Annotated in this window: 18 protein-coding genes; 13 read left to right on the top strand and 5 right to left on the bottom strand. The window is 53.3% G+C overall.

All coding sequences use genetic code 11. The annotated features are described in order from the left end of the window. Nucleotides 1–108: 108 nt before the first annotated feature. From trmJ to H2508_RS05975, 12 genes are all read left to right on the top strand, one after another. Nucleotides 109–858 (top strand): tRNA (cytosine(32)/uridine(32)-2'-O)-methyltransferase TrmJ, encoded by a 750-nt coding sequence (gene trmJ / locus H2508_RS06030; protein ID WP_182170125.1) that lies wholly within the window; start codon nt 109–111, stop codon nt 856–858. A 2-nt stretch (nt 859–860) separates the two neighbouring features. Beyond that, complete coding sequence (locus H2508_RS06025) at nt 861–2,054, top strand: IscS subfamily cysteine desulfurase (protein WP_182170122.1); 1,194 nt, start codon at nt 861–863, stop codon at nt 2,052–2,054. Between the two features lie 231 nt (nt 2,055–2,285). Further along, nucleotides 2,286–2,714: a nucleoside-diphosphate kinase gene (gene ndk, locus H2508_RS06020; protein WP_182170118.1), complete on the top strand. Its 429-nt coding sequence runs from the start codon at nt 2,286–2,288 to the stop codon at nt 2,712–2,714. A 17-nt stretch (nt 2,715–2,731) separates the two neighbouring features. Beyond that, complete coding sequence (rlmN, locus tag H2508_RS06015) at nt 2,732–3,895, top strand: 23S rRNA (adenine(2503)-C(2))-methyltransferase RlmN (RefSeq protein ID WP_182170115.1); 1,164 nt, start codon at nt 2,732–2,734, stop codon at nt 3,893–3,895. A 5-nt stretch (nt 3,896–3,900) separates the two neighbouring features. Next, a complete protein-coding gene (gene pilW, locus H2508_RS06010) occupies nt 3,901–4,695 on the top strand; it encodes a type IV pilus biogenesis/stability protein PilW (RefSeq protein ID WP_235964899.1) in 795 nt (264 codons plus the stop codon). After that, nucleotides 4,685–5,149, top strand: a complete 465-nt coding sequence (locus H2508_RS06005; RefSeq protein WP_182170109.1) for a helix-turn-helix domain-containing protein — start codon at nt 4,685–4,687, stop codon at nt 5,147–5,149. Before pilW ends, H2508_RS06005 begins: the two co-directional genes overlap by 11 nt. Continuing rightward, nucleotides 5,146–6,273: a flavodoxin-dependent (E)-4-hydroxy-3-methylbut-2-enyl-diphosphate synthase gene (gene ispG, locus H2508_RS06000; RefSeq protein ID WP_182170106.1), complete on the top strand. Its 1,128-nt coding sequence runs from the start codon at nt 5,146–5,148 to the stop codon at nt 6,271–6,273. The genes H2508_RS06005 and ispG overlap by 4 nt, the downstream gene beginning before the upstream one ends. Before the next feature lie 25 nt (nt 6,274–6,298). Then, nucleotides 6,299–7,570, top strand: a complete 1,272-nt coding sequence (gene hisS / locus H2508_RS05995) for a histidine--tRNA ligase (RefSeq protein WP_182170103.1) — start codon at nt 6,299–6,301, stop codon at nt 7,568–7,570. A gap of 27 nt (nt 7,571–7,597) precedes the next feature. Then, nucleotides 7,598–8,338, top strand: a complete 741-nt coding sequence (locus H2508_RS05990; protein ID WP_182170100.1) for a YfgM family protein — start codon at nt 7,598–7,600, stop codon at nt 8,336–8,338. Then, nucleotides 8,335–9,519 (top strand): outer membrane protein assembly factor BamB, encoded by a 1,185-nt coding sequence (bamB, locus tag H2508_RS05985; RefSeq protein ID WP_235964890.1) that lies wholly within the window; start codon nt 8,335–8,337, stop codon nt 9,517–9,519. The genes H2508_RS05990 and bamB overlap by 4 nt, the downstream gene beginning before the upstream one ends. Nucleotides 9,520–9,521: 2 nt before the next feature. After that, nucleotides 9,522–10,925, top strand: a complete 1,404-nt coding sequence (gene der, locus H2508_RS05980; RefSeq protein WP_182170097.1) for a ribosome biogenesis GTPase Der — start codon at nt 9,522–9,524, stop codon at nt 10,923–10,925. 41 nt (nt 10,926–10,966) lie between these two features. Beyond that, nucleotides 10,967–11,356, top strand: a complete 390-nt coding sequence (locus H2508_RS05975) for a group III truncated hemoglobin (protein ID WP_182170094.1) — start codon at nt 10,967–10,969, stop codon at nt 11,354–11,356. Nucleotides 11,357–11,407: 51 nt separating this feature from the next. Here H2508_RS05975 and H2508_RS05970 read toward each other — a convergent pair whose 3' ends face one another. From H2508_RS05970 to H2508_RS05960, 3 genes are read right to left on the bottom strand one after another with little or no spacing between them, the layout of a single operon-like run. After that, nucleotides 11,408–12,982, bottom strand: coding sequence for a DUF3336 domain-containing protein (locus tag H2508_RS05970; RefSeq protein WP_182170091.1), 1,575 nt, complete (start codon nt 12,980–12,982; stop codon nt 11,408–11,410). A gap of 24 nt (nt 12,983–13,006) precedes the next feature. Then, entirely contained in the window at nt 13,007–14,026 is a 1,020-nt protein-coding gene (locus tag H2508_RS05965) for an NAD-dependent epimerase/dehydratase family protein (protein WP_182170089.1), read from the bottom strand. 1 nt (nt 14,027) lies between these two features. Continuing rightward, nucleotides 14,028–15,572, bottom strand: a complete 1,545-nt coding sequence (locus H2508_RS05960; RefSeq protein ID WP_182170085.1) for a WS/DGAT/MGAT family O-acyltransferase — start codon at nt 15,570–15,572, stop codon at nt 14,028–14,030. A gap of 379 nt (nt 15,573–15,951) precedes the next feature. Between H2508_RS05960 and H2508_RS05955 the strand changes: the two genes are divergently transcribed. Beyond that, nucleotides 15,952–17,550 (top strand): isocitrate lyase, encoded by a 1,599-nt coding sequence (locus H2508_RS05955; protein ID WP_182170082.1) that lies wholly within the window; start codon nt 15,952–15,954, stop codon nt 17,548–17,550. A gap of 81 nt (nt 17,551–17,631) precedes the next feature. Here H2508_RS05955 and H2508_RS05950 read toward each other — a convergent pair whose 3' ends face one another. Both H2508_RS05950 and H2508_RS05945 read right to left on the bottom strand, forming a co-directional pair. Then, complete coding sequence (locus H2508_RS05950; protein WP_182170079.1) at nt 17,632–18,039, bottom strand: nuclear transport factor 2 family protein; 408 nt, start codon at nt 18,037–18,039, stop codon at nt 17,632–17,634. Nucleotides 18,040–18,240: 201 nt separating this feature from the next. Continuing rightward, nucleotides 18,241–19,458 carry a M24 family metallopeptidase gene (locus tag H2508_RS05945; RefSeq protein ID WP_182170076.1) on the bottom strand — a complete coding sequence of 406 codons (1,218 nt, stop codon included), beginning with the start codon at nt 19,456–19,458 and terminating at the stop codon, nt 18,241–18,243. Nucleotides 19,459–19,496 lie beyond the last annotated feature (38 nt).

The following is a 19,496-nucleotide window of genomic DNA, read 5'->3' as shown; positions in this document are numbered from 1 at the left end:
ACCGCCCTCGCTGGCGCCTCACGCCCGCATCATGAGTCTTGTGCTTGCGTCATTCAATCGCAGAAATTGCCCATATTGACAGACTAGGCCCCCAACATTCGGCAGCTAATGAATCTCGACAATATTCGTATCGTATTGGTCAATACATCTCATCCCGGTAACATCGGCGCTGTGGCACGTGCCATGAAAAATATGGGATTGAAAAATTTATACTTAGTGGAACCACGCCAGTTTCCCGATGAGCAGGCCCAGTGGCGCGCGGCTGCGGCCAGCGATGTGCTGGATCGAGCAGTGCTTAGCTCGAGCTTGGCTGAGGCAGTTGCCGATTGTCAGTTTGTGGTGGGAACCAGTGCGCGCGGTCGCCGTATACCTTGGCCGTTGCTCGATCCCCGTCACTGCGCCCAGCGGATGGCAGAGGCCTCTAGTCGCGAACAGGTGGCAGTGGTTTTTGGTCGCGAAGATCGGGGGCTCACTAATGATGAGCTGCAGCTGTGTAACTTGCACCTCAATATTCCTACTTCTGCGGATTACAGTTCCCTAAATTTAGCCATGGCGGTACAAATTGTGTGTTATGAGCTGCGCATGCTGTTGGAGGCAGATACGCTGCCACAGCGTGAGGACGAGCAGTGGGATACGCCCTTTAGCAGCAGTGAAAACATGGAGCGCTTTTATCAGCACTTAGAGCAGACGCTGGTGGATATTGAGTTTCTCGATCCCGCTGCGCCGCGGCAGCTAATGTCGCGTCTGCGGCGTTTATATGGCCGCGTTCGCCTAGATGAAATGGAGCTCAATATTTTGCGGGGGATTTTGACCGAGACCCAGAAGTTTGTGCCCCGACCGGTAGCCGAGGGAGAGTAAGCATGTCAGGACCTATTTATCTTGATTATCTAGCGACCACACCGGTTGATCCACGGGTCGCTGAAAAAATGTGCCAATGCCTGACAATTGACGGTAATTTTGGCAATCCGGCCTCGCGCTCGCATATGTTTGGCTGGCGCGCAGAGGCCGCCGTTGAGGAGGCGCGCCGACAAGTGGCTGATCTGATTGGCGCTGATCCGCGGGAGATTGTGTGGACCTCTGGGGCCACAGAGTCGAATAACTTGGCAATTAAGGGTGCTGCGCATTTTTACCGTGAACGTGGCCAGCATATTGTTACCTCGAGTATCGAACACAAAGCTGTGCTTGATACTTGCGCGCAGCTTGAGAGCGAGGGCTTTGAGGTGACTTATCTGGCGCCCTCTGCCACGGGGCTAATTGCGCCTGAGGCGGTAGCTGCAGCTCTGCGGCCAGATACGGTGCTAGTGAGTATCATGCACGCCAACAATGAAATAGGCACCATCAACGATATTGCGGCAATTGCCGAGATTACCCGCCAAGCTGGGGTATTGCTGCACGTCGATGCGGCTCAGAGCGCCGGTAAAATCGACATTGATCTGGCGCGCTGGCCAGTGGATTTGCTGTCCATGTCGGCGCATAAAATGTATGGCCCAAAAGGCATGGGTGCGCTCTATGTGAGACGTAATCCAGCGGTTCGCTTGCAAGCCCAGATCCACGGTGGCGGCCACGAGCGAGGCATGCGCTCAGGAACCTTGGCGACACATCAAATTGTCGGTATGGGCGAGGCGGCTGCGATTGCCAGGCAGGAGATGGCCGCAGAAGCTGAGCGGATCCGCGAGTTGCGCGATACTTTTTGGCAAGCGCTTGAGGATGTGCCGGAATTGCTAGTCAATGGCGGCGGCGCAGAGCGCTTGCCGGGGGCGATTAATATCGCTTTCTCTTACGTCGAAGGCGAGTCACTGCTGATGGCGCTGAAGGATTTGGCTATTTCCAGTGGTTCGGCCTGCACCTCGGCCAGTCTTGAGCCCTCCTATGTGTTGCGGGCCTTGGGGTTGGATGACGCCACAGCCCACAGCTCGCTGCGTTTCAGTTTCGGTCGCTTTAGCAGCTTAGATGAGGCCCAGCGAGCCGCGGAGTTGCTGCGTAAAACAGTTTCACAACTGCGGCAGCGTAACCCTCGCTGGCAGCAGCGCAATGCCGCCGATGGCGCCACTTGAGTCCCAGGCGCTTAGTGAAATTTTCGCTTTTCTAAAGGTTCTGCTTAAGTTGCTGATTTAAAAGAAAAAGAATATCAGCTTGCGGCTAAGTCTAGGGTGAAACTGGGGCCCAAAGTCCGTATAATTGCGCGGCTTTAAACGCGCCTCGGTGAAACCGGCCGCTTTGACACATTGTTGCTCGATGCCCGCTGGGTCGCCGCGCGCCCCACATCACCTACCGGAGACAAACTCATGGCAGTAGAACGCACTTTTTCCATCGTAAAACCCGATGCAGTTGGCAAAAACGTCATTGGCAAAATTTATTCACGCTTTGAAGAGAATGGCCTGCGCATCGTCGCCGCCAAAATGCTTCAGTTGAGCGAAGAAGTGGCTGGTGGTTTCTATGCAGAGCACCGCGAGCGTCCTTTCTTCCCGGCACTGATTGAGTTTATGACCTCTGGCCCAGTACTCGTGCAGGTGCTTGAAGGTGAGAACGCCATTGCAAAAAACCGCGAGTTGATGGGTGCAACCAACCCTCAAGAAGCTGATGCGGGCACTATCCGTGCTGACTTTGCCGAGTCTATCGATGCCAACGCAGTTCACGGTTCAGATTCACCGGCTTCAGCGGCCCGTGAAATAGCTTACTTTTTCGCTGCTAGCGAGATTTGCGACCGCGCCTAAGGCGCAGGGATACCGGCATGACATCCGCCACTGTAACAAGTGACAAAATAGCTACAGACGCGACACCTGATAAGGTGAACCTGCTGGGCTTAACTCGGGATCAAATGGAAGCATTTTTTCTCGAGCTGGGAGAGAAGAAGTTCCGCGCCCAGCAAGTGCTGAAGTGGATACACCATGCCGGTGTCACTCAGATTGAAGATATGTCTAACCTCGGCAAAGCGCTGCGTGAAAAACTGCAGCGGGTAGCCGAGGTGCGGCCACCGGAAATTGTCAGCCAAAAAGACTCTAGTGATGGCACCCGGAAGTGGGCCATTCGCGTTGATGGTGGCGGCTTAGTTGAAGCTGTGTTAATTCCCGAGGGCGGCCGTGCCACTTTGTGCGTTTCCTCCCAAGTGGGCTGCAGCTTGGATTGCAGCTTCTGCTCCACTGGCAAGCAGGGTTTCCAGCGCGATTTAAGCGCGGCGGAAATTATTGGGCAAGTATGGCTGGCGATTAACTCCTATGATGCCTTCAAGCCCGGTAGTCCTCGGGTGGTCACTAATGTGGTGATGATGGGTATGGGCGAGCCACTGATGAATTTTGATAATGTGGTCTCAGCCATGGATTTAATGATGGAGGATCTCGCCTACGGTATTTCCAAGCGGCGGGTCACTCTAAGCACCTCGGGCGTGGTGCCGGCGCTGGATAAGTTGGCGCAAGTCAGTGAAGTATCACTGGCAGTGTCTCTGCATGCGCCCAACGATGCGCTGCGCAATCAATTGGTGCCCATTAATCGCAAGTATCCGATCGCACAGTTGCTGCGATCTGCAGCTAATTACATTGATGCCCAGCGTGATACCAAGCGGGTAGTGACTATCGAATATACCTTGATCGCGGGCGTCAATGATCAGGTAGAGCAGGCCCAAGAGCTGGCCGAACTACTGCGGGACTTTCCCTGTAAAATTAATTTAATCCCTTTTAACACCTTTGATCAGTCCGATTACCGCCGCCCCAGTGGCAATGCCGTGTCGCGATTCTGGCAAGTGCTGGTGGATGCGGGCTATATTGTCACGGTGCGGACCACCCGCGGCGACGATATTGATGCAGCTTGTGGTCAGCTAGTGGGCCAGGTTGTGGACCGCACTCGCCGCAGTGAGCGATACCGCAACGCGGCACAATCGCAGCTTAATCAAGGGGGATGAATGCATTGGCCTTTATAGCACCAAGTCGAGTCGGGCTGCTGAAGTACACAGCGCTAGTGACTCTCTTGTTATTGCACAGCGCCTGTGTGACTCACACTGAGAGCGTTTATACCGACCCTCCTTCACCGCAAGTCGCTCTGGAAAAGCGAGTTGCTTTAGCACGGCAATATATTGGCGAGGGAAATTGGGATGATGCCAAGCGCAATCTCAAAGCCGCAGCGCATATTGATCCAAACAATGCCGAGGTACACGAGGCTTTTGCGCTGGTATTTCAAAGCACTGGCGAGCCAGAGTTAGCCGAAGAGAGCTTCAAAAAAGCCATTCGTCTAGACCGCAAGCTCTCACGAGCGCGCAATAACTACGCGGCCTTTCTGTTTTCTCAGTCGCGCTTTGAAGAAGCAGAGAAGCAGTTGGAGCAGGTGATAAAGGATCCGCTCTATAGCGCTCGTCCCCAGGCCTTCATCAATTTGGGTTTATGCCGTCTACAATTAGCAGATAGACGAGGGGCTCAGCAGGCATTTGAACGGGCTCTTTTAATGGAGCGAAATAGTCGTATCGCACTGTTAGAGTTGGCCATATTACGTTTTGAGGACGGCGACTATCAGGCCGCAGAAGCGTATTACGCGAATTATCGCCGCGAGGTGCGTCAGCAGTCAGCACGTGGCCTGTGGCTGGGTATTCGCTTAGCGCAACACAGTGGTGATCATGATGCCGAGAGCAGCTATGTGCTGGCATTAAGTAATATTTATCCTAAATCAGCTGAATATCAAGCTTATAAGCGAGTGCAAAGTGGAGAATAAAGAGCTGGGAGTAGCACCGGATTCACCAGGTGCTATGTTGCGTGCGGCGCGTGAAGCTCAGGGTTTGAGTCAGCGCGAAGTGGCCGAGCGTTTGTTTTGGCTGCCGTCTTATATCGGCATTATTGAAAACAATGACTACGCTGCGCTGCGTTCGCCCTTGTTGGCGCGCGGCTACATCAGAGCCTACGGGCGGATGCTGGAAATCGATACGCAGCCATTACTAGATGCCTTTGACAGCGCCGCTGAAGAGGTGAGTGAAAGTACAGAGGCCCGCCGCAAGCCCGTTGCGGCTTTGCCAGCACAAAAAGTAGGCCTAGCTATCGGACTTTGCCTGGCAATACTTTTGGTGTTGGTATTTGTTCTTTGGTGGGGGCGCAGTGATGCCGATGTTCCGGCAGAACCTGCGCCAGCCACCTTAAATCAGCAGCACAATTCGGCAGCAGGTGAGCTATGAAAGAGTCTCCAATTAAACGCCGTGTCAGTCGCCAAATACATGTCGGCTCGGTGCCAGTGGGCGGTGATGCACCGATCAGTGTGCAGAGCATGACCAACACAGAAACCTGCGATGTGGATGCCACCGTTGCGCAGGTGCAAGCTATTGCCGACGCTGGGGCAGACATCGTTCGCATCTCAGTGCCCAGTATGGATGCAGCGGAAGCTTTTCGAGCTATTCGTGCCCGAGTCACAGTACCGCTGGTAGCAGATATCCATTTTGACCATAAAATTGCTCTCAAGGTCGCTGAGTACGGGGTGGATTGCCTGCGGATTAACCCAGGTAACATAGGGCGTGACGACAAAGTGCGCGAGGTCATCGACAGTGCGCGCGACAAAGGCATACCTATTCGCATTGGCGTGAATGCCGGCTCGCTAGGTAAAGAGCTACAGCGCAAATACGGCGAACCATGCGCTGAGGCGCTGGTAGAATCGGCTCTGCACCATGTGGACATCCTAGACAAATTTAACTACCAAGACTTCAAAGTGAGCGTAAAAGCCTCCGATGTATTTATGGCTGTGGAGGCATATCGACTGCTAGCTAAGCAGATAGAGCAGCCGCTGCACTTGGGCATTACCGAGGCCGGGGGCTTGCGCGGGGGCACGGTCAAGTCCTCTGTGGGCTTGGGTATGCTGTTGATGGATGGCATAGGTGACACGATCCGCATCTCGCTGGCAGCAGACCCGGTTGAAGAGGTAAAAGTTGGCTTTGATATCTTAAAAAGCCTGAAGCTGCGAGCCAACGGAATCAATTTTATTGCCTGCCCGAGTTGCTCGCGGCAAAACTTCGATGTCATAGGGACTATGAATAGTCTCGAACAGCGCTTGGAAGATATTCGCACGCCTATGGATGTCGCTGTGATTGGCTGTATTGTTAATGGTCCCGGTGAGGCCCGCGAAGCCGATGTTGGCTTGACTGGCGCAACGCCCAATAACCTGATTTACATTGCTGGTGAACCAGATCATAAAGTCAGCAACCAAGACTTTATCGATCATCTAGAACAAGTGATTCGGGAAAAAGCCCGTGCACTTGAAGCTGAGCGTGCTCGGCAAGAACAAAACCTGATTAGTAAAACAAGCGCCTAACTAGGGTCGCGGATTTGGAGAAGTAGTGAGTAACATACGTGCGATCCGGGGTATGAATGATATTCTGCCGGATGAAACCCCTTCTTGGCAGGCGCTCGAACAGAGCGTGCGCAGCCTTCTATCTAGTTACGGCTACGGCGAAATTCGCTTGCCCATTGTGGAGCGAACCGAGCTCTTTAAGCGCTCTATCGGTGAAGTGACTGATATTGTCGAAAAAGAGATGTATACCTTTGATGATCGCAATGCTGAAAGCCTGACACTGCGCCCTGAGGGCACAGCTGGTTGCGTGAGAGCGGTTATTCAGCAGGGCTTACTCGGCACGCCACAGCGGCTGTGGTACAGCGGCCCGATGTTCCGCTATGAGCGCCCACAAAAAGGACGGCAGCGCCAGTTTCATCAAATAGGGGTTGAAGCCTTTGGTATCGCCAGCCCAGATATCGACGCCGAGCTCATATTGTTGACTGCCCGCCTGTGGCGAAGCCTCGGTTTGGCTGACAGTGTTGAGCTAGAGCTCAATACCATTGGCAATAGCGCCTCGCGTCAAGCTTACCGCGAAGCTCTGGTGGCCTATTTGCAGCAGCGCGAGGAGCAACTGGACGAGGACAGTCAGCGCCGTTTACACAGTAACCCACTGCGAATCCTCGACAGTAAAAATCCCGCCACTCAAGCTTTGCTTAATGATGCGCCGGCCCTGTCAGATTATTTGGATGATGAGTCGAAACAAGACTTTTCTTCCCTCTGCGGCTTTCTCGATGCAGCAGGTCTGAGTTATCGTGTGAACCCGCGCTTGGTCAGAGGCCTGGATTACTACAACAAAACTGTATTTGAGTGGGTTACAGATCGTCTAGGTGCTCAAGGCACAGTTTGTGCTGGTGGCCGTTATGATGGCTTGGTCGAGCAGCTGGGTGGTAAAGCGACGCCCGGAATTGGCTTTGCAATGGGCATGGAACGTTTAGTGCTACTGCTGTCTGAAGTAGCTCAGTCGCAGCCTGCAAGTAGCGCTGCTGATATCTATGTGGTGGCGGCTGGGGACGAGGCTACGCGCGTGGCGCTAGCTGCTGTGGAGCCGCTGCGAGATGCCTTGCCAAAGCATCGAATAGTACAGCACTTAGGCGGTGGCAGCTTTAAAAGCCAACTGAAAAAAGCCGACAAGAGTGGTGCAGAGCTGGCCTTGATCTGGGGTGACGATGAGGTTTTGGCAGGTAACTGTACCGTGAAATTCCTGCGTACAGCGGGCGATCAACACACTGTCGCAGTGGCCGAGTTAGCTGCATTTGTCAGCGCCGCACTGGCGTAAACTGAATTAGAAAGTTAAGGAATAGACGTGGAATCATATCGCACAGAAGAAGAACAGGTAGAAGCGCTGCGCCGTTGGTGGGACGAAAACGGTCGCTCGACCATTGTCGGTATCGGACTGGCCTTGCTAGCCGTTTTTGGTTGGCAGGGTTGGCAGCAGTATCAACAGCAGCAGCGCGAGCAGGCTTCAGATATCTACCAGCAACTGCTTAATTCTGCGTCTCAAGCTGAGCTGACACCTGCTCGTCAGGGTGAGATCGAACGTTTGGCAGGGTCACTGAAAGACGACTACTCAGGCACAACTTATGCCCAGTTCGCCAGTTTGCAACTCGCTCGCTTAGCGGTTGCCGATGGTGACTTAGAGCGGGCCGAAAGCGAGTTGCGTTGGGTCTTATCCGCTGCGGATAGAAGCAGCGATATCGCCTTGGTAGCGCGCCAGCGTTTAGCTCGTGTGCTGGCTTCTAATGGCGATACAGAGGCGGCGCTCGACTTACTCAAAGTAACCAGCAGTAATCCTTATGTGGCGTCCTATCAAGTAGCGCGAGGTGATACTTTGCTGGCCGCGGGTCGTCGCGCTGAGGCGCTCGAAGCCTATCAGTTAGCCTGGCAGTTAGAGAGTGAGAACCCAGGCCAGTTAAACACCGTGACTTTGCAGCAGAAGCTGAGCAGTCTGAACCCTGTGGCACCAACGGATGTTGAATTGAGCCAGGATGCTGGCAGCGCGATAGAGGCAGGATCAGACTCAGAGCTGCAAGGAGAGGGAGCATGAGCTCGCTAATGATGCGCTGGCTCACAGTGCTAGGCTTAGTGCTGTCGCTGAGTGCCTGCAGTACCGTCAAAGGCTGGTTTCAAATTGACGATGATGAAGATCCTACCCAGCCAGCTGCACTGCAGGATATTGCCAAAACAGTGGACATTAAGCGGCTCTGGTCGACCAGCGTCGGCAAAGGTCAGGGCAAAGGCCTTTATCGCATTGTGCCGGCCATGCAGGGCGACAGCTTGTATGTGGCTTCTAGTGATGGTCAGGTCATGGCCCTTAAGCGAAAGAATGGCAAGAAGCGCTGGCAGAAGAAGCTCGAAACAGCGGTTTCAGGTGGTGTAGGCGTCCATGAGAATAGTCTGTTTTTAGGCGGCGCTGATGGTTCGGTGATGCGCCTCGACGCCAGCGATGGTTCGCTCATTTGGAAAACTGGGGTGAGCGGCGAAGTACTGGCGCCACCGCAGGGTGATGGCGAGGTTGTTGTCGCGCAAAGCTACGACGGCAAGTTACAGGGCTTTGATTACAAGAGTGGTAAAAAACTCTGGACCTATGATAGTAACGTGCCTGTTTTAACGCTGAGAGGTACCAGCACTCCCATTTTAAAGGACGGCATCGTTTACGCTGCTTTTGCTAACGGACGCGTGCAGGCCTTTAAAGCTAAGACCGGTGGTATTGTCTGGGAGGTTCGAGTGGCTATCGCTCAAGGTCGTTCTGAAATTGAGCGCATTGTCGATATCGATGGCAGTATGGAGCTGGTAGGCCAAGAGCTCTACGCAGCTAGCTATCAGGGGCGAATTGCGGCCATCGACGCCAGCAGTGGTCGCAAGTTGTGGCAGCAAAATGTGTCCTCTTTCTCAGGTGTTTCACAGGGTTTTGGCAACGTTTATGTGGCCGATGAAGATGGCAGCTTGAACGCTTATCTACGCGGTGGTCAGGGCATACGCTGGACTCAGACAGCGCTTGCTTATCGCGGTTTGTCGCGACCGACGCCAGTCAGTAGTTATATAGCAGTGGCTGACTTTGAAGGTATCGTACATATTCTTTCGCAAGTGGATGGTGAGTTTGCCGGCCGCTTTAAAGCAGACGGCGACGGCGCTCGGGCAGATATGCTCAGCGACGGCAATGTGCTCTACGTTTACGGTAATAGTGGCCGCTTGGCCGCCTACCAGATTACTCCCCTGGAGGAGTAAACATGATCCCGGTAATTGCTTTGGTCGGTCGCCCTAATGTGGGTAAATCGACGCTATTTAATCAGCTAACGCGTAGTCGCGATGCGCTGGTCGCTGATTTTTCGGGCTTGACCCGGGATCGAAAGTACGGTGAAGCCAAAGTGGGCTCGCAGGCCTTTGTGGTGATTGACACTGGTGGAATCAGTGGCGATGAAGAGGGCATTGATGAGCAGATGGCGGAGCAGTCACTAGTCGCCATTGAAGAGTCCGATGCAGTACTGTTTTTAGTGGATGCTCGCGCTGGACTCAATCCCGCTGATCAAGCTTTGGCTCGACATTTGAGGCAGCGAAATAAGTCATTTTTCCTGATCGTAAATAAAATCGACGGGCTGAATGAATCGCTCGCCTTAAGTGATTTCTACGCCCTTGGGGTAGATAAAATGTTTGGTATCGCGGCCAGTCATGGCCGCGGTGTGAACAGCATGATAGAGCAGGTGCTGGCTGAATTTCCGCCACAGGAAGCGCGCCCCGAAGCACAGCTTTACGACAGCATTCGTGTGGCAATTGTCGGTCGGCCCAACGTGGGTAAGTCGACCTTGGTCAATCGCCTGCTGGGTGAAGAGCGGGTGGTGGTGTATGACGAGCCTGGTACCACGCGCGATAGTATTTACATCGATTTCGAGCGCAATGATCAGAAATATACCCTGATTGATACCGCCGGTGTACGCCGGCGTAAAAATGTCCGCTTATCAGTGGAGAAGTTCTCCATTGTCAAAACCTTAAAAGCGATCGATGACGCCCATGTGGTGGTGCTGGTGATGGATGCCCATGAAGGTTTGGTAGATCAGGACATGCACTTACTGGGCCACTGTATTGAAGCCGGTCGAGGCTTGGTACTGGCAGTCAATAAGTGGGATGGTGTCGAAGCTGATCAGCGCGACTGGATTAAGAGCGAGTTGAACCGCCGATTACAATTTGCTGATTATGCGGACACCCATTTTATCTCTGCTTTGCACGGTACTGGTGTCGGTCATCTCTACAAGTCAATTGACGCTGCTTATGACAGCGCAACGAGAAAGCTTAGCACCAACGCGCTCACGCGTATTCTGGAAGGGGCGGTATTTGATCACCCACCGCCAATGATTAATGGGCGCCGCATTAAATTACGCTATGCCCATGCGGGTGGACAGAATCCACCCTTAATTATTGTGCACGGTAACCAGACCGGTAAAGTACCAGCGAGTTACCAGCGTTATCTAGAAAATGTCTATCGACGTGAACTCAAGTTCGTCGGCACCCCAGTGCGGGTCGAGTTTCGAGCGGGTGAAAACCCCTACGCTGACAAGCAGAATAAGCTTAGCCAGCGGCAGGTGCAGCGCAAGCGCCGGATGATGGCGCATGTTAAAAAGAACAAGAAAAAACGCTGAGCTAAGAGAAGAGATATCTGAGCTAGAGGTCTTCACTTAATATGTCAGCTACGCCCACCGAAAAAGTAGATTTAGACTCTCGCGACAATATAGAGCGCTTCGTGGAGAGCTTTTATGCGCGTATGCTAAAGGATGAGCAACTAGCGCCGATTTTCTGGGACGTTGCCCAAATCGACCTCGACGTACACCTTCCTCACATCAAGGATTACTGGTGTAAGCTGCTCTTGGGGGAGACTAAGTATCAGCGACACACCATGAATATTCACCGTCAACTGAACGACAAGCGCAGCTTGCTGCCCGCGGATTTTGAACGTTGGCTGGCGCTATTTATGCAGAGCCTTGAGGCTGATTTTAGTGGCCCGAAAACAGAGCGGGCCAAGCGTGTGGCTACTAGCATTGCGAAGAATATGCAGAACAGCCTCAGTCCTTGAGGCTAGCTAAAGGTCGCCGGACTCTCGACGACTATTTCCGCTTGAGATCATTTAGACCGCCTGCAGAGGTCCTTTTTTGGAGCCTTTGCGGGCGGAACTTTTGCCTGCTTTTGCTTTTGATGCAGCCGCTTGTTTAGATTTTTTAAACGATTCAGTGCTCGGTGCACTTTGCAACCAGTGGGCCTGTTCTACATCGTAGTGATGCATAATATTGTCTAGGGTCCTGCCGATCCGCGTAGTGGTGGCAATAGCGGCTATCTTCGGCCAAGTTCCGCGTTCACCAGCATGAATAATAGCGGTCATTTCCTCTTCGCTAAGAACTTTTAAAAGATTGCGCAGACTGCCAAGCCCGTAGGAAGGGAAAATATTAATATCACCACTGAACTGTTGGTCTATTAATCCGTTTACGGCATTAAGTACGGTGCCGGCGCGGGGGCCGACGCTAAAGTAGCGTTGGGCAGCGGTGAGACTGCCGCGCATAAATTGTTTGGTCGCAGCGATCCATGCATCTGACAAGATCTCGTAAAGGCCTGGTCTGCTAGCCCTGCTGCGCCCGAGCCCGGGCATGACTTGGCTGACAATAAAGTGATTCACACCGTACATACGGGCCAGTCGTTTGGCCGGTAGGTCCTGAGAAAACGAGCCATCAATCCAGCGTAAGCGTGGCAGGTAGGGCTGCACTTTGCCATGGTCATCTTTGGCTTCAAGCTGCGCGGCAGGGAAGACGCCAGGCAGCGCAGAGCTCGCAAGGACAGCCGAGCGTATGGTGACATTAGGAGATGCTATGTGGTTGAGTAGTCGAGATTCCTGATTAGCTTGTGCGGGTGAAATTGTGATATTGATACTACGCCCAGTTTTTTTATAGGCCTCTAAAAAGGTCAGATCGGGTATTAATTTTGCCATTTCTGCCCGTACCGCAGGCATATCAATTTCCTCGTCCATGCCCAGGCCGATTTTTAAATTGCCACGGTTTTCAGTCATAGCTCGGGCGAGGAAATTGTTTTCAAATAGCGATAGATACTCAGTGTCGCTGCGGGTTCCCACAATAGCTGCCACAAAAGCGCCGGCACTGGCACCTGAAATCACTACCGGACACAGCTCTTGCTCGATGAGTGCTTTGAGTACACCAAAATGAAAGTATCCCAGTGTGCCGCCACCGCTTAGCATCAGGGCCGAGCGGCCGTAGCAGTGGCTGGCGCGGCGGAAAAACTCAAGGCGTTTTACCTGTGAAATATTGGAGCTGGCGTGGAAGGCAAGGTGCTCTAGGGATTCACTGATGGCCTCGACATAGTTTTCAATGAGTAGCTTGGTGCCACAGAGTGCTCGCTCGTGTAGATTGGCGCGGCCCATACCGGCCATGTTGCCATGAATGCCTTCGTTAAGAGCGAATAACAGACCTGGGTCGTTTTTTTCCCGGCGTAATTTTTGCAGACGATCGAGCCGGTTGCGAATACTGGTGTGGTTATAAGCGCGGGATTCAGGGCGACGACGCCATATGGTAGCGCCGCTTAACTCATCGTGCTGTTCGGCCAGAGACAGCCAGTCCTGATAGCTAGTAGCTTCGGCTAGAGCATTGTTTAGTTCCTCAATGCGGCGGTCTTCACGCTTGCGCAGCAGCTTAGTCATTAACTTGTTTGTCTCTATTGGAGTTTATTCACGGGCGAGACGGCCCGCAGCGCGAGCTGAAATCTGGCCCTTGCGCAATAGCGAAATCAGCGCTTCGCGCATTGTGTCTTCCAGTGGCCTGAACGCTAGATCCAAGCACTGGCTCGTAAAAGAATCGTCCATTATGACCCACTCAGTGGCATACTGCATACCCTCGGCTGAGAAAGGTGTTTCAATCGGTAGGTATGGGGAGATTTTATCCATTAATTTCCCCGCTGCTAAGGGTAGGTAAGGCGGTACCCACAGCGGCATAAAATAGCGCCCGGTGATTTTGCCTAATAGGCGGCCGTGGTCTCGCCAAGGCAGGTAAGTACCGCCTAGCGGAAAGCGGCGGGCTTCGGGGCCCCGTTCCAGTATGCGCAGGTGCGCTTGAGCCACATCGCGTACATCAATGTATTGATTGCCTGTCGGCATCAGCGGGGCGAGGCCGCTCTGCAGAAAAGATGCCAGTCCTTTGTGGGGGTCGGTCAGGCCCGGGTCATCTGGGCCAATGACTGAGCCTGGGTAGGTGCTATAGATGGCTTCCCCAGCATCCTGCAGGCTGCGCACATAGTGCTCACAAGTGATTTTTGAGCGGCCATAACCGCTCTGGGCGATGCCCCTGCCGGGCGGCGAGTCCTGATCAAGGTACTGCGCTGTTGGCTCATATAGGGCGGTGATACTTGAGACATAGATGACACGGGACACGCCGCTGTCCAGAGCCCCGCCAATCACTTGGCGGGCGCCCTCGACATTGGCTTGATAGACCTGCTCAGCATTGTCGCTAGAGGTGTTTACCACTGCGGCGCAGTGCACTACGGCATCGCAGCCATCGAGGGCGCGCTTAACTCGCTTGGCATCGTTGAAGTCACCCCGGACACTGCTGTGGATGACGTCCTCACCAAATAAGCCCAACATTTTGTCAACGCTGCGTACTAGTAGGCTCAGTTCATGCCCAGCCGCAAGCAATGCCTTGGCAGTGTGATAGCCAACAAAGCCGGTGGCGCCAGTCATCATAATCCGCATCTTATGTACTCGTCCTAGCGCTTGCTTTGGCTGGGCCTTTACTGCGAGCCTTGGCGGCGGGCTTTTTGGCAGCTGCTTTTTTCTTAGCGGTGCTTGCTTTGCCTTTGCCGGTAGACTGCCCTTGTCCTTTAGTTAGTAGGCTCTGGCACATCTCGTCGAAAGAGTCTTGCAGGCACTGGGCGTAGACCTCGGGGTCTGGCAGCATTTCTCGGCAGGCCGTAAATGACAGCGTGATCGCGCCTTGTTTTTTCTGCACACTCGAATACACGATGTGAAATAGGCCGATATTGGGTAACAGGGGACCGAGGCTGAAACTCTTGATCAACTCGGCACCACACAAATACTGAGAGTAGGGTGCTCCAGGCACGTTAGTGACGACTGTATTGGCCATGACGTTGGATTCACTCAGACCGGTGATAGCGGCGGTGCGCACAGCTACCGCGAGTACCCCGCCGGGCAGCAGGTCGGTAATATCGACCGCTATCCGCGGCCCGAGAGCTTCGGCATAGGCCTTGGCCTCAGTGGATTTACGCTGAATTGCCGCCAAGCGCTTTGCAGGGTCTTTGATGTCAGAGCACAGCGATACAGACATAAAGCCAACCATGTTACCGCCAGTGGCACGTTCCTCTGGCGAGCGCACATCAATAGGGCAACCGGTGACAAGGCTTTGACTGGGTAACTCGTTCTTTTGTTCGAGGTAGAGCCGCATGGCGCCAGAGACAATAGCTAGCATTGCATCGTTGATAGTGGCGCCAGCTACAGCATTTTTCAGCTCGCGGACAGTAGCAAAATCGAAGGTGCGGGCATCGACTACTCGGTGAGGAGACACTTTGCCTTGGAAACGGGTGCGGGGTATGTCTCCGGTTTTCTCAAATTTTTTCTCGGCATAGCCGCGTCGCAGGCGTCGGTAGGTAGGCACTGCATCGCGTAGCATGCGGACCGCGCGGCCAGGCGTGCGCAAGGCGTCTAGGTAGGCCCGCGTTAGCATGGCCAGTGTTGAGGGCTGCTCGATGATCCAGGGCGGCGCTTCGGGCGGCTCTTCTACCACGGGGGTCATATCGTGCATCAGGCTCATAAAGTGGGCGCCGGTAGGTCCATCCATAGCTGAGTGGTGAACTTTTAACAGCAAGGCGAAGCAGCCAGGTGGGATGCCCTCGACATTGTCCAAGCCTTCGATGATGTACATCTCCCATAGTGGCTTGTCTCGGGCCAGGGGAATAGCGTGGATTCGAGCCGCTTGGATACAAAGTTGTCGCCAGTCGCCGGGTTGCGGCAGGGCGATATGGCGGACATGGTATTCCAGGTCGAAGTTGGGGTCCTCAGTCCAGTAGGGTTGGCCAAGACCCAGTGGAACCGGGGCCAATTTGCGGCGAAAAATAGGTGAAAGGTGCACCCGGGATCTGAGCATTGCTAGGATTTGTTTGAAACGGACAATGCCATTTTCAGCAGTAGCCGGGTTATAGATTGTCACGCCGCCAATGTGTTGTGGGAGCCCTTTAATCTCAGCGTGGATGAACATAGCGTCCTGGCCGCTCAACTGTTCCATTCGTCACCTCCGGTTCAATTATCATTATTAATATAGAGACTAGGTGATTTTTGCGCTCGGTGGAATAGCTCAACTATTTTTCTATCCTCAGCCGCTAGCAGTTACTAGGATAATTATTCATCCCGCATTATCGGCTGCTTTTTTGTTCCCTAAAAGGAGTGCTTGAACTATGCCCCCTGCATGGCAAGGCGCTTTTTTTGGACTTATCAAGACATCTTGCTGGCGGAGAAATATAAATATCTCATTCATCTAGTGAATGGCAAAAATACTTATCATTTATTTTATTTATGCCAAAGCCCTAACTAAGATACTTGTACTTCATTCATTGGGGCGCTCCAGCGGCCTACTCATAGCACTTGCAGGCATCGAGGTACTCGTCATGACCAATTACCAAAATACTATTGAAACATTTGCTGCACTGCGCAAAGCGCAGGGTGGTTCCTGGGATCACATTAACCCTGAGTACGCTACGCGTATGAAACTCCAAAACCGTTTTCGCACGGGTTTGGATATTGCTCGCTATACCGCTGATATTATGCGCAAGGATATGGCTGAGTACGACGCCGACTCCAGTCAGTACACTCAATCTCTAGGTTGCTGGCATGGCTTTATTGGCCAGCAGAAAATGATTGCGATCAAGAAGCACCACGGTACCACTAGTAAGCGCTATCTCTACCTCTCGGGCTGGATGATCGCGGCTTTGCGCAGTGAGTTTGGGCCACTGCCCGACCAGTCCATGCACGAAAAAACAAGCGTGCCGGACTTGATTGAGGAGCTCTACACTTTTCTGCGTCAGGCAGATGCTAGAGAGCTAAATGATTTGTATCGTGAACTAGATGCCGCTCGTGAAAGTGGTGACCAAGCGAAGGAAAAGGCGGCACTAGAGGCCATTGATAACTTCGAAACACACGTCGTGCCTATTATTGCTGATATTGACGCTGGTTTTGGCAACGAAGAGGCAACCTACTTGTTAGCCAAGCGCATGATTGAAGCCGGCGCCTGTGCCATTCAGATTGAGAACCAGGTATCAGATGCTAAGCAGTGTGGCCACCAAGATGGCAAAGTCACCGTACCCCACGAAGACTTCCTAGCTAAAATCAATGCAGTGCGCTATGCCTTTTTGGAGTTGGGTGTAGATAACGGTGTGATTGTGGCGCGTACTGACTCTTTGGGTGCCGGTCTGACCCAGAAGATACCCGTGTCTCGCAGCACTGGTGACTTGGCTCACAAATACAATGCCTTCTTAGAAACTGAAACGGTTGCAAGCGCTGAAGATGTGCGAGAAGGCGATGTGGTGATCAAGCAAGATGGCAAGCTTGTGCGTCCGGTACGCTTGCCCAATGGCTTATATCGCTTTAAAGCGGGCACTGGCGAAGAGCGCTGCGTGCTGGATTGTGTGACCAGCCTGCAAAATGGCGCAGATCTTTTGTGGATCGAAACCGAGAAGCCACACGTGGGTCAAATTGGTGGCATGGTGGATGCGATTCGCAAACAAGTACCCAATGCAAAACTGGTCTATAACAACTCGCCCTCATTCAACTGGACCCTGAATTTTCGCCAACAGGTCTTCGATGCTTGGAGCGAAGCAGGTAAGGATGTTTCCGCATATGAGCGCGATCAGCTAATGAGCGTTGACTACGATACTACCGACTTGGCCATTGAGGCAGACCAGTGGATTCAGTCTTTCCAGGCTGATGCTGCACGTGAAGCGGGTATCTTCCACCACTTGATTACACTGCCGACCTATCACACGGCAGCCTTGTCCACCGACAACCTTGCTAAAGGTTACTTCGGCGAGGAAGGTATGCTCGCTTATGTGACCGGTGTGCAGCGCAAAGAGATTCGTCAAGGCATCGCCTGTGTTAAGCACCAAGATATGGCTGGCTCCAATATTGGCGATGACCACAAAGAATACTTTGCTGGTGAAGCGGCATTGAAGGCCGGTGGTAAAGACAACACAATGAATCAATTTGGCTGATCGTAAACGGCGCTGGGCACTGCCTTGCGCCCCAGCTTGAACAATTAGTGGGGAGTTGGCCTGTGCCAGCTCCCCATTTTTTTAGCGACTGACAGGTGTTGAGGCCGAGGCCACAACTCGCCACTTATCACCTTCGTGTTCCCAGAGGTGCATGCTGTAATGGGGATCCGCTCCCTGAGTGCTGTGCACCATGATTGCCAGCTCGTCATTGATAAATGTGACGTGGTAGTCACTGGGTTCGTAGGGACCATCGGCTGCGTTGGGGCCTGTTTCACTGGCGATTTGTTGGGCGCGGTTGACAACACCATCGGGGCTGATGGCAATGAGTCGCGGATCGAGTAACTGTTCCAGTGTGGCAGTATCCATTTTTGCACCCCAAGACTTGTCGAGGGCGATGAGTTTTTCTCGATCCGCAGACTGATCTGCGATCGCAGGCACTGTGACAAAAGTCGCACAGACTAGGAGGGTGCTAAGGCTGAGTCGTTTCATGGTGAGCTCCGCATTCTGGGAAAATCCCAGACTATCCATTTAGGCTAGTTGATGATGGACATTCCCGCCAACAATAGAGCTGGGCAGAGGGAGCTCACTCGCGCGTCACTGAGGCGCTCTGCTCTAGGTCTGCGCGGAGCGAGGGCTGCTTCTACAGCCATATAGCTTGTGGCCTAGTTTGTCTTGGGCGGCGGAGCCCCCTTAGCTGCCGAGGCCAAAGGGGTCATCGATGGAAGGGGAGGGTAGAGTAAACCAGTGAGGGCCCTCTTCACTCATATAAAAATGATCTTCCAGCCGCACGCCAAACTCCCCCGGTACACAAATCATTGGCTCGTTAGAGAAGGTCATGCCAGGTGCTAGTGCTGTGCTTGTGCCACGCACAAGGTAGGGCCACTCATGGATATCAAGGCCAATGCCGTGGCCGGTGCGGTGCGGAGTTCCCGGCAGTTGATAATCTGGGCCCAGACCGTGGGCTACCAGGACTTCTCTTGCGGCATCGTCTACAGCACCACAAGGTCTGCCAATTTGTGCTGCTTCAAAAGCAGCCAGTTGAGCCGCCTGCTCGATATTCCAGATTTCCCGTTGCCGAGCAGTGGGCTGGCCAAAGACATAGCTGCGAGTAATATCTGAAATATAGCGCTGCAGCTCGCAGCCGGTATCGATCAGAACCATGTCGCCTTTTTCCAGGGTTTTAGGCTGAGCAACCCCGTGGGGGAAGGCCGTGTCGGGGCCAAATAGCACGATACAGAAATAGGAACCTTGGGCTGCACCAACCGCTCGGTGGGCGCGGTCGATAAACTCGCTCACTTCGGTGGTTGAAATGCCCTCGTAGAGAATACTGGCTGCTGCCTGATGCACCGCTAGAGTCATGTCTTTAGCGCGTTGCATCAGTGCTAACTCGGCTGTGGATTTGTGCATCCGACAACCGGCAGTGACCTTTGTGGCGCTGACAAATTCAATCTTTGGCGCTGCTTGGCGCAGGCCATCAAAGATAAAAAATGGGGTCGCTTCATCAATACCGACATTGCCGGAGCTAATGCCCAAATCTTGCAAGATATCGCTACATAAACGATAGGGGCTCTCATGCTCCTCCCAGCAGTGCACTTCGCCGGGTATTTTGATAAAGCTCTCTAAAGTGCCCAATTCGAAGGCAGGTGCGATATAGTGTAACTCGCCCTGGGCCGGAATTATGGCTCCCACCATGCGCTCGCTGGCGCCAAAGGGCGTGCCGCTGAAGTAATAGAGGTTGGTACCGGCATTGACGTAGATGGCTGCTAAGCCCTGATCTTGCATCAAAGCTTGAGCCTTGCGCAGACGCGCTCTGAATTCAGCGTCCTCAATGGCAGAGACGCCAGCGCTCATATCTGATAAACGTGCTAATGCCTCTGCGGTGGTCGCACCGCCAATACCAAGCGTCATACAATTACCTCAATAGAGAAAATTCTAGGTTGTGATAG

The organism is Sediminihaliea albiluteola, assembly GCF_014077625.1.
Taxonomy (GTDB): Bacteria; Pseudomonadota; Gammaproteobacteria; order Pseudomonadales; family Halieaceae; genus Sediminihaliea; species Sediminihaliea albiluteola.
This window is presented reverse-complemented; position numbering and strand designations above follow the sequence as displayed.